This window comes from Empedobacter sp. UBA7620, assembly GCF_002484185.1.
GTDB classification, from domain to species: Bacteria; Bacteroidota; Bacteroidia; order Flavobacteriales; family Weeksellaceae; genus Empedobacter; species Empedobacter falsenii_C.
In genome coordinates this window covers 51418-61094 of sequence record NZ_DLJI01000021.1, presented here as the reverse complement: position 1 = coordinate 61094, position 9677 = coordinate 51418, and the positions used below count along the sequence as shown (strand labels likewise).

Below are 9677 nucleotides of genomic sequence, written 5' to 3'. Positions count from 1 at the left end.
CATGATACAACAAATTTTATCCGCATGATGTCGCCTGATGCTGGAGGTACAGATCAAGTGACACAAAACCGTGGGTATGTTGCCATACCAGAAGTTGGCGATCAAGTAATGGTTGGCTTTGTACACAATCATCCTGACAGACCTTTTGTCATGGGCGGTATGTTTCATGGAAAAGTTGGATTGGGTGGTGGTGCGAATAATAGTGTGAAATCTATACAGACAAGAAGTGGACATCGTATTGTTTTTACAGAAGACGAAAGCATCATCATCACTGACAAATCAGGTAATGAAATTCATCTCGATACTATTGGTAGTAATATCAATATTACCGCTCCTGAAACGATTAATATAAAATGTAAGAATTTTAATATCGATGTTCAAGAGAATATGAATACAAGTGTTGGGATTAACCAAATGAATTCTATAGGCATGAATTTTACAAATAGTGTAGGTGTAAATTATATAGCAACTGCTGGAGGAATGATGACTAATAATGCAATTTTAGATTATAGTTTGATGGCTGCTAATATTATGGAAATTGCCAATGGTAATAAAACGTCTAAATCAAAAGAAGTTTTAGACCAATCAAGTGATAAAAAGATTATTTCTGAAAATAAAAATGAAATACATAGTCAGGGTTCATTTGATAATAATGGAGGTGAAGGAACAAAAATGCATTAATTATGGCAGGAGGAAAAATTACACGAATTGTTAAAGGAACTAACTCTATAGAATGCGAAAAATGGGAAGTTTATACAAATGATTTTTCTGCATATGCTAATAACGGAAGTTACTTTACAGCAGATGGAGGTACTAATTTTGGAACTCCAAAAGATCCACCACCGCCAAATAAATATTTTGTAAAAGGTTGGTGGACAGATAAAGAGGATAAACCTATTAAAGAAGCTAAAATACTAAATGTAGTTCGTTTTCATGTACAAACACAAAATATAGAAAAACCTGAAGGAAAAAATATTATGATAGCCTTGTATGAACATGATTATTCTATTCCTATTCCTTTGACTTTTGGATTAGCTAATTATTCTACAGACGATCATATCCGAATAATGCGAGGAAACAATGAAATAACAACTATGCAGTTGGATAAAGAAGGAAAAGGATATATAGAAATTTCTTTAGATTGGGGTTTGAATAATTTGTTTAACGAAGAAACATTGTATTTTAATGAAGAAGGGGGTGATTTGGAATTATATTTTAAATGTGGTTACGATGACCAAGAGAATGTTCATTTACCTAATAGTTTTGGAGATTATCTGAAGGTAAAACGTTCTGAACAAAATTTGTTTATAAAACCATTTTCAGTGGAAAATCAATACAATTTTCCAGAAATATTTAATCATTTAGGCGAGTTTATACTTTTTGCAATTGATAAAGATGATATATCATTTAAAAAGTTTGCAGCTGTTAAAATAAAAACAACCACATTTTTTAATTCAATAGAAGGAGTTAATTTATTTAAGAAACAAGTATTTACAGAAGGAATAGACTTTAGTACAAGAGCACATAATTTTAAAAATTTCACAGTCAATGAAGTAGAACATTTTTATAAAACAACAAAGCCAATCAAAATGGTTTACATAGAAGAAACTTTAAAGACAATAAAACTTGATCAATCTTATAAAGGCATAATTTCATATAATTCTATCAATAAAGTTTTGAAATACGGAAGAAATGCTAATTTAGTTTATGGCTCTTATCAATTGCTTACAGAAATGAAAGAAATGATACCTGTAATCAGTGAAAATGGAGAGTTCAATAAACCAAGCCTTTCTTCTTTTGTAGGCATGATTCCTATTTCTGCTCCTTTGGCATTTGGTTTTGCTGTACTAGAATGGATATCGATGGATATTGTAAAAGAGTTCGACGATATGTACGAAGAACTGAAAATAATAAAACTAGAAAATGCCAAAAGAAGTGGACTAACACAAGTAAGGAATTTGTTGCATTTTGGTAGAGAAACAGATTATAAAGATTATGAGTTTATAAAAGATGTTCCGCAGATAACTATTGATAAATTGTTGAAAGGAGAAATAAAGAATATTATTGATTTAGAAAAAATTAGAATAAATGATGACTATGCCATTTATGAAAAAAAAATTCAAGGTCAAGAAATTAACGAAACAAAGTATTCTCTAATCATAAGAAAACAAAGAGATGAATTAATTAATGATGATATTTTTATAATAGAAAGTATTATAATACAACCTGAAAAATGAAACAAATAGCATTACTCCTGATTTTAATTCTTTTTAGTTGTAAAGGGCAAAGTGTAGATACATTAGAAGAAGTAAAAAATTCAGAATTAATAAAGATAGAAGTAATAGGATTAAAACCTAAAACAGATAGTCTGTTTACATCCTTTACTATACCTAAAACATATTTATTAAAAAGTAGTAAAAAAATAAAATTTATTGATATTAATTATTATAATCATCCTCATAATAATAATCAAACAGGTTATATAATTTATGATAAAATTATTAATCCAGAGGACAGTATTAATATTAATCTTTTTTATTATAAATTAATATCTATTGAAGATTTTAAAAAAATAACGAATCAAACTGATTTTAAAAATAACGAAATTTATAAAGTAATTGATAATAACGAAATTTATAACATTTTGGAAGGATATAAAAAAGACGATATTAGATTTAGATATTATCATAAAAATGATTTAAATAATACAATAGCAAAATCCATATCAGTTAACTTAGAATAATGAGACAAATAGTATTATTTCTGGTATTAATTCTTTTTAGTTGTAAAGGACAAAGTGTAGACACTTTAGAGGAAATCAAAAATGAAGAGCCTATTACGATAGAAGTGTTAGGGCAGAAAGTGAATACAGATAGTTTGGGTGTAAATATTTTTATACCTAAAAGATATTTATTAAATAGTAAAAACAAATTGAAATTGATACATATTTCGTACTATAAATCTATTTATAATCCAAATAATGACGCATATATAGAAAGAGATAGATATCTTAATTTGAACGATACAGTAGATATAAATTTTAGATATTATAAGCTTATATCTATTAAGGAATTTAAAAATTTAACGGTAAAAAATCTTTTAAAAATAAAGAAAATTATAAAATAATTAACACTAAAGTACTACATAATATTTTAGGTGAATTTAAAAATGATGAAATATTATTTAAATATGAATATTTAGATAATCCAAAAGAGTTACAAGTATTGTCAATTCCTGTTAACTTAGAATAATGAAACAAATAGCAATATTTCTAATTTTAATTCTTTTTAGTTGTAAAGGGCAAAGTGTAGATACATTAGAAGAAATCAAAAATGAAGAACCTATTACAATAGAAATACTAGGACAAAAACCTAATACAGATAGTTTATCAGTAATTATAGTTCTGCCGAAAAAATATATATTAAAAAGTAATAAAAAATTAAAATTATTAAGTATAGATTATTATAAATTAATATATAATAAAAATAATAATGCAATTATTAATTTAAAAAATGATATCAATTTGAAAGATACTATTCAATTTAATATTGAATATTTTAAATTAATTCATCCTAATCAGCTTAATAGCATAGAAAATAATAATAAATTCAAAAAAAATATAGTATATAAAGTATCAAACAAAGCAGAAGTTTATAAATTATTAACTGAATTTAAAAAAGATGATATTAGATTTAGATATTATCATGAAAATGATTTGAAAAATATAATAGCAAAATCCATACCTGTTAATTTAGAATAATGAAACAAATAGTATTATTTCTGGTATTAATCTTTATTAGTTGTAAAGGGCAATCAATAGATACTTTAGAAGAAATAAAAAATCAAGATCCTATTAAAATTGAAACAATAGGCTTAAAACCAAAAACAGATAGTTTATTTACTACTATTACTTTTCCAAAAAGATATGTATTAAAAAGTGATAAAACCTTAAAATTGGAGAGTGTAAGTTATCATAAACATCCAAATAATAATTTTGGGACAAGTGGTAGTATATTTAGAGAAGATGAACTTAACTTAAATGATACAATAAACTTTGATATTATATATATTACACGATTGATAGCAAAAGATTTTAGGCACTTAATTAATAATAATATTGCCATTAAAGAAAAAGAACGTTTTACTATAACCAATAATCAGGCATTATATCAATTATTGAACGTATTTAAAAAAGATGAAATATTATTTAAATATGAATATTTAGATAATCCAGAAGAATTACATATACTATCCATACCAGTTAACTTAGAATAATGATGATGAAAAGATTTATGATTTCATAGAAATAACTCAAGAAACATATAATAAATTGATGATGGGAGAATTTAAAACTATACTAGATTTGCAAAAATCAGAGTATAATGAAGAGAATATAAGAAGTCAAAAATTTCATTCTGGAGAAATCAAAATATTTAATAATGTCAAACCATTTACAATCCTATATAAAAAAGAATTTGATTCTTCAATAAAAGATGATATTATTTTAATAGAAACAATATTTACCAATTATTAATCATGAAAAAAATCATAATATATTTCGTATTTAGTTTATTAATTTTCATTTGCTGTGGTTCTAAATTTAATCAATCAAGAATAAATTATCATCAAGATTATTCAAATGAAAGAATATTTCTTTTATCTAATCCATATTATGAAGATAGTGTGAGAGTATATTTACCTAAGAATATAAAATTAGAGTTTGAAAAAGAAATTTCATCTGCAGATATACAGTATTTTGAGAACAAAAAAATTATAGGATTGTTAACAGATTATACTTTTTTTACTAAAGCAAATAAAGAATTTTTCCCTACATCAGGAATTAGATTTGAAAAAGATTCTGATTATAATTTAGATTTATTATTATATAAAAATATCAATATATCTTATAACGAATTAACTCAAGTTTTGAAAAAAATGAATATGGAATCAAAGCAAAAACGTTTTAGAGATACTGTATTTGTTGGAGGTATAAAAGATTTTAAAATTATTAAACCAGATTTATTTAATAAACTAAATTCAAAAAATGATACTCTTCTTATTTATTATTCAAAAAAAGGTGATAGAAAATTTAAATTTGAAAAGTTTAGAATTGATTGGTAAATTCTTTAGAAATGGCAAAATGATGATTCAATACAAGATGATATAGCTTTGATAGAAACAATATTTTTTCCTACAAATTAATGATTTTTTATATGAATAAATTTTTTATTGCAACACTTTTGTTAATTAGTTGCATACCTAATAAAGAAGTTATTTTTAATCAAGAAAACACAATTCAAAAAATTACAATTTCATGTAATATTCAAGGTGAATATAAAGATAGTGTTAGATTAAATATCCCTATAGAAATTAGAGTGAGTAATTTAAATGAAACTACATTTTTAGAATTTGATTTTAAATATGATAATATGATAATAATATTTTGATATATCCAACAAATTATATTATATATAATGATGATTTCAAAACTAAATATTTAAGACCATTAAAACCTAAAAAATATAATTATAATCAAATCAAATTATTATTGGTAAATAGAAAAATAAATATTTCGAATCTAAAAGCAAAAAATATTCTAGAAAAATATAATTATTCAAAAGAATTAGGGAATATTTTTAAAGATACTATTCAATTAACTAATTATCAACAATTCAAGAAAGATTTTCCAGAAATATTTGATGAATTAAACGCTGTTGGCGATTCATTGATAATTACTACAAGAGAAGGAGATTCTAAAGTATATCATTCAAAAGCTTATCCTATAAAATGGTGAAATATGAAAATTATAAAACTACCAGTTAATGACTATAAAGATGATATAGAATACATAGGAACCTATCGAAGAATCAGAGACAAGAGATGTGTTTATTGTTTATAAAGTGCTAAGATGGATTGGTTATTTCTTTCTATCAATCATTTTATTTTTAGGTATTATGTTTATTGCTGTGGGAATTGGGGGAAAACATCAAAAATTAGAAATGAATCCTGGTTTTGCTTTATTAGGAGTTATCTTATGTTTGCCCTTTGTTTTATACGTTGTTATTAACAATTATATGGATAAAAGTCCTAAAATTGATAATCAAGTAACCTCTGTAAGGAAAAGTAGTCAGATAGCTTTAAAAGTCGATTTAAAAAATATTAAATTAGTTCAAAATTCTTTTAATTATATAGATGTAATTTTTATTATTCCTTATCCTCAAAAAAATGCCGTAATTCATTATAAACAAAAAATTGAAATGGAGTACGATAATATTTTATTATGGTTTATTCAACAAAAAGAAACAATATTTTACATAAATCCAGAAGACATAAATCATCATTATCTTGATTTAAAATTTATGAATACCTAATCAATCTTAATGAAAATAACAAAACTTGTCATTCTATTCAATTACAAAAAAATCCTTTTAGGAGTAATTGTTTCAATTCTTCTATTTGTATTATCATTTTTTATAGTTTCTACATTTATCAAGATGCTATTTAATATTGTGGGAGGATTGATATTGCTAAATATTATTGCATCAATTCTCGCTTCTTATATACTTTACGATAAATCAGATTTATACGAGATAAATAAATTGAAAGAAATTGCTGATTTTAATAATGTTGAGAATGTCGTTTTAATTCACGCAAGTTTTGATCCTTTGTCTATAAATTTAGAAGAAAAATATCCGACTATCAATTTGACCGTCTGTGATATTTATGGAAATAGACATGAGCACGAAAGTGGAATTAAAATTTCGAAAAAAGTATTTCCACCCAATCCAAAAGAAAAAATAATTCATACGAATAAATTACCTTTTGAAGATAATTCTCAAGATATAATTCTTGCAATTACGGCTATTCATGAAGTTTTGGAGCATACAGAAAGAGTTTTGTTTTTTAAAGAAGCCAAAAGGATTTTGAAAAAAGATGGAATAATTGTCCTTTCAGAACAATTTCGTGATTCGACTAATTTTTTGTTTTTTAATATTGGAGCATTTCATTTTCTAAGCGAAAAACAATGGAAAAAGGCAATTTCAGAAGCAGGATTAAAAATAGTTAATAATAAAAGAATCACGCCTTTTGCAAATATGTTGATTTTAAAAGGTTAATGATTTCCTTCTTCAAAAAACAATATTATTTTTAACTTTTGACATTCTTTTATTTGTTGGTATAATGAACTGAAATATTAAAATAAACTTTTACAGGATTTCCATCAACCAAAGCAGGTTTTATTTTTGTTGATTTTTCTTCTTGTTCTCTATTTATTCTATAAAGGATTTGAGTAGAAATTCGAGCTAATGTTTCATTTCCTTGGGACGTTATATTGGTAAAATATCCATTTTCGTCAATAACAAAATTCAATTTTGCAAAATAATCACTAGATCCGCGTAATATTTTATCCAATGTCATTTTTGATAATTTATCAGAAACCTCTTCGTTAAGTTTATTTTTAAAGCATTCTAAATAACTACCTGATTCATCTTTACAATCTGGATAAACAGCAAATTTATCTACATTATTAGAATTGTAGATGTTTTGAGAAAAAGTGAAAACAGTAATCAATAAAGTAAAGAAGGTTAATAATTTTTTCATAAGTAGGTAGTTTAGATGTATATTAGTAAATCTTTATGAATTAATGATTTATATCAATCCGTAAATACTACCATAAATACCATAAATAGTGCCAGATTCTAGAGGTGTTCTGGTGGTAAATTTGTATACTAATATCAAGAGTAATATGAACGAGTTGAACAAAACTGATTTTGAGAATAATTTAGCTGCAGAAAATGAGAAATTTAGAACTGAGGTAGCGACGTTTACAAAGTCAGGAACCCGAAAATGGGTGTATGCAAAGAAACCATCGGGAAAATTTACAAATTATAGGACAGTTGTATACTCTATATTGCTGATTCTATTAGTTGTTATTCCTTTTATAAAACTACCAAATGGTAACCCCATCTTTAAATTTGATGTTTTTAATACAAATTTTATCTTATTTGGTTATCCATTTTTTACAACAGATTTTTTCTTGCTTGCTTTTGGTATGATTGTAAGTGTGGTTTTCGTCATACTTTTTACTTCTGTTTATGGACGGCTTTTCTGTGGATGGGTTTGTCCTCAAACTATTTTTTTAGAAGGAGTATTTAGAAGAATAGAATTTTGGATAGAAGGAGATCGAAATAAACAAATACGATTAGATAAACAAGATTGGAATGAAGAGAAAATTCTGAAAAGAGGAGGTAAATGGTTTGTCTTTTATATTGTTTCGTTTTTAGCAACAAACATTCTTTTTTCTTATATAATAGGAATGGATGTCTTGATACAAATGTATAAAGAAGGTCCTACTGAACATGGTGGAAAGTTTTTAGGATTATTTATTTTTAGTGTATTATTTTATTTCGTATTTGCTTGGTTTCGTGAACAAGTATGTACATTGGTTTGTCCTTATGGGCGTTTGCAAGGGGTTTTACTTGATAAAAAAACAATGCAGGTCTCTTATGATTATCTTCGAGGAGAAGGAAAAAGTGGTCGAAGTAAATTTAGAAAAGGTGAAGATCGCGTTGCTGTTGGGAAAGGAGATTGTATCGACTGTGGACAATGTATCGCGGTTTGTCCTACAGGAATTGACATCAGAAATGGTTCTCAATTAGAATGTATCAACTGTACAGCATGTATGGATGCTTGTGATGAAATAATGGTAAAAATTAATTTACCTACAGGTTTAATAAAATATGCATCAGAAGAAAATATTGCACAAGGAAAACCATTTAGAATAAATGGACGATCAATTGTTTTTTCACTCATTTTAGTCGCAATGATTTCTGCTATGACAATTTTTATGTTGAATAGAAGTGATGTTGAAGTGAAATTTCTACAAGTTCCAGGAAAAGATTATGTCGTAGAAGGAGATTATATCATCAATACAATGCAATATAGTTTGATGAATAAAACGAACAAGCCTTATAAATTGGTGGTGAACGTAAATGGTTTTAAAGGTGGAAAAACGGTGTTATTGGTAGAACCTGATAAATTTATAAAGATAGACGAAGGTGAATTAAAACAAGGTTTAATCGATATTAAAATACCAAAAAGTGAACTTAAATCTTATAAAGTACCAGTTATTTTAGAATTGAAAGATTTGAATGGAGAAACCATCGATCATTATACGATTAGTTTTATGGCGCCTTTTTAGTTAAATAACAAAAAACGTCTTACATTATGTAAGACGTTTTCTTTTCGAGATTATTTCTTTCTCAACACTTCGTTTTCAAATTTGACACCATTCCAACCGTTCTTCATAAATTGACGAATGTTGTTGTGGTCTGTTCCTTCTGGCGTATCTAAAACCGCTTGATAATGTTCGGCAAATAATTTTAATGTATCATCTTCAGAAAAATTATTCAATTTTGCGAACGCAAAAACTTTAGCACTTCCTTGATTTTGATCTACAGCATTTTCCTGATTTCCATTTACAAAAGCAGAAGCAGTATAAGTATAATTTTCTTCAATATGCGCGATAACATCCGCAAAATTAGCTTCGTTTTGGTTTAATTTTTCTAAAATCATTGTATCTTTTTGTCAAAAATAAGAACTTATTTTGAATACAATAAATCATTAAGTATGTTAATTTTTTTATGCGCTCAAATACTTAACGAATGTTTAACAACTTT

15 protein-coding genes are annotated in these 9677 nt (G+C 25.7%); 13 read left to right on the top strand and 2 right to left on the bottom strand.

What is annotated here, in order from left to right:
• From B2217_RS04270 to B2217_RS04215, 12 genes are all read left to right on the top strand, one after another.
• The coding region (locus B2217_RS04270; protein ID WP_291122126.1) for a phage baseplate assembly protein V at positions 1-681 on the top strand (681 nt) is incomplete at its 5' end.
• 2 nt (positions 682-683) lie between these two features.
• Positions 684-2237, top strand: coding sequence for a hypothetical protein (locus B2217_RS04265; protein WP_180906098.1), 1554 nt, complete (start codon positions 684-686; stop codon positions 2235-2237).
• A complete protein-coding gene (locus B2217_RS04260) occupies positions 2234-2743 on the top strand; it encodes a hypothetical protein (RefSeq protein ID WP_291094540.1) in 510 nt (169 codons plus the stop codon). Before B2217_RS04265 ends, B2217_RS04260 begins: the two co-directional genes overlap by 4 nt.
• Positions 2743-3126, top strand: a complete 384-nt coding sequence (locus B2217_RS04255; protein ID WP_291094537.1) for a hypothetical protein — start codon at positions 2743-2745, stop codon at positions 3124-3126. The genes B2217_RS04260 and B2217_RS04255 overlap by 1 nt, the downstream gene beginning before the upstream one ends.
• Positions 3127-3250: 124 nt before the next feature.
• Entirely contained in the window at positions 3251-3760 is a 510-nt protein-coding gene (locus tag B2217_RS04250; RefSeq protein ID WP_291094534.1) for a hypothetical protein, read from the top strand.
• Complete coding sequence (locus tag B2217_RS04245; RefSeq protein ID WP_280046057.1) at positions 3760-4275, top strand: hypothetical protein; 516 nt, start codon at positions 3760-3762, stop codon at positions 4273-4275. The genes B2217_RS04250 and B2217_RS04245 overlap by 1 nt, the downstream gene beginning before the upstream one ends.
• Positions 4276-4333: 58 nt before the next feature.
• On the top strand, positions 4334-4534 hold the full coding sequence (locus B2217_RS04240) for a hypothetical protein (RefSeq protein ID WP_280046056.1): 201 nt from the start codon (positions 4334-4336) through the stop codon (positions 4532-4534).
• A 2-nt stretch (positions 4535-4536) separates the two neighbouring features.
• On the top strand, positions 4537-5121 hold the full coding sequence (locus tag B2217_RS04235; RefSeq protein ID WP_280046055.1) for a hypothetical protein: 585 nt from the start codon (positions 4537-4539) through the stop codon (positions 5119-5121).
• A gap of 92 nt (positions 5122-5213) precedes the next feature.
• Positions 5214-5447, top strand: coding sequence for a hypothetical protein (locus B2217_RS04230; protein ID WP_280046054.1), 234 nt, complete (start codon positions 5214-5216; stop codon positions 5445-5447).
• The gene (locus tag B2217_RS04225) at positions 5444-5794 is read left to right on the top strand and encodes a hypothetical protein (protein WP_280046053.1); all 351 of its coding nucleotides are present in this window, start codon (positions 5444-5446) and stop codon (positions 5792-5794) included. Before B2217_RS04230 ends, B2217_RS04225 begins: the two co-directional genes overlap by 4 nt.
• Positions 5795-5900: 106 nt before the next feature.
• Positions 5901-6371, top strand: a complete 471-nt coding sequence (locus B2217_RS04220) for a hypothetical protein (protein WP_280046052.1) — start codon at positions 5901-5903, stop codon at positions 6369-6371.
• 123 nt (positions 6372-6494) lie between these two features.
• Entirely contained in the window at positions 6495-7115 is a 621-nt protein-coding gene (locus B2217_RS04215; RefSeq protein WP_280046051.1) for a methyltransferase domain-containing protein, read from the top strand.
• Between the two features lie 49 nt (positions 7116-7164).
• Here the strand turns inward: B2217_RS04215 and B2217_RS04210 are convergent, their stop codons facing one another.
• On the bottom strand, positions 7165-7599 hold the full coding sequence (locus B2217_RS04210; protein WP_280046050.1) for a hypothetical protein: 435 nt from the start codon (positions 7597-7599) through the stop codon (positions 7165-7167).
• 145 nt (positions 7600-7744) lie between these two features.
• Here B2217_RS04210 and ccoG point away from each other — a divergent pair, with 145 nt between their 5' ends.
• Positions 7745-9199: a cytochrome c oxidase accessory protein CcoG gene (ccoG, locus tag B2217_RS04205; RefSeq protein ID WP_407932835.1), complete on the top strand. Its 1455-nt coding sequence runs from the start codon at positions 7745-7747 to the stop codon at positions 9197-9199.
• 50 nt (positions 9200-9249) lie between these two features.
• Here the strand turns inward: ccoG and B2217_RS04200 are convergent, their stop codons facing one another.
• Positions 9250-9573 carry a HopJ type III effector protein gene (locus B2217_RS04200; RefSeq protein ID WP_180906117.1) on the bottom strand — a complete coding sequence of 108 codons (324 nt, stop codon included), beginning with the start codon at positions 9571-9573 and terminating at the stop codon, positions 9250-9252.
• Positions 9574-9677: the final 104 nt, after the last annotated feature.

Coding starts and splice junctions, on each gene's coding strand:
- B2217_RS04265 (WP_180906098.1), top strand. CDS start 684: ATGGCAGGAGGAAAAATTACACGAATTGTTAAAGGAACTAACTCTATA.
- B2217_RS04260 (WP_291094540.1), top strand. CDS start 2,234: ATGAAACAAATAGCATTACTCCTGATTTTAATTCTTTTTAGTTGTAAA.
- B2217_RS04255 (WP_291094537.1), top strand. CDS start 2,743: ATGAGACAAATAGTATTATTTCTGGTATTAATTCTTTTTAGTTGTAAA.
- B2217_RS04250 (WP_291094534.1), top strand. CDS start 3,251: ATGAAACAAATAGCAATATTTCTAATTTTAATTCTTTTTAGTTGTAAA.
- B2217_RS04245 (WP_280046057.1), top strand. CDS start 3,760: ATGAAACAAATAGTATTATTTCTGGTATTAATCTTTATTAGTTGTAAA.
- B2217_RS04240 (WP_280046056.1), top strand. CDS start 4,334: ATGATGGGAGAATTTAAAACTATACTAGATTTGCAAAAATCAGAGTAT.
- B2217_RS04235 (WP_280046055.1), top strand. CDS start 4,537: ATGAAAAAAATCATAATATATTTCGTATTTAGTTTATTAATTTTCATT.
- B2217_RS04230 (WP_280046054.1), top strand. CDS start 5,214: ATGAATAAATTTTTTATTGCAACACTTTTGTTAATTAGTTGCATACCT.
- B2217_RS04215 (WP_280046051.1), top strand. CDS start 6,495: ATGCTATTTAATATTGTGGGAGGATTGATATTGCTAAATATTATTGCA.
- B2217_RS04210 (WP_280046050.1), bottom strand. CDS start 7,599: ATGAAAAAATTATTAACCTTCTTTACTTTATTGATTACTGTTTTCACT.
- ccoG (WP_407932835.1), top strand. CDS start 7,745: ATGAACGAGTTGAACAAAACTGATTTTGAGAATAATTTAGCTGCAGAA.
- B2217_RS04200 (WP_180906117.1), bottom strand. CDS start 9,573: ATGATTTTAGAAAAATTAAACCAAAACGAAGCTAATTTTGCGGATGTT.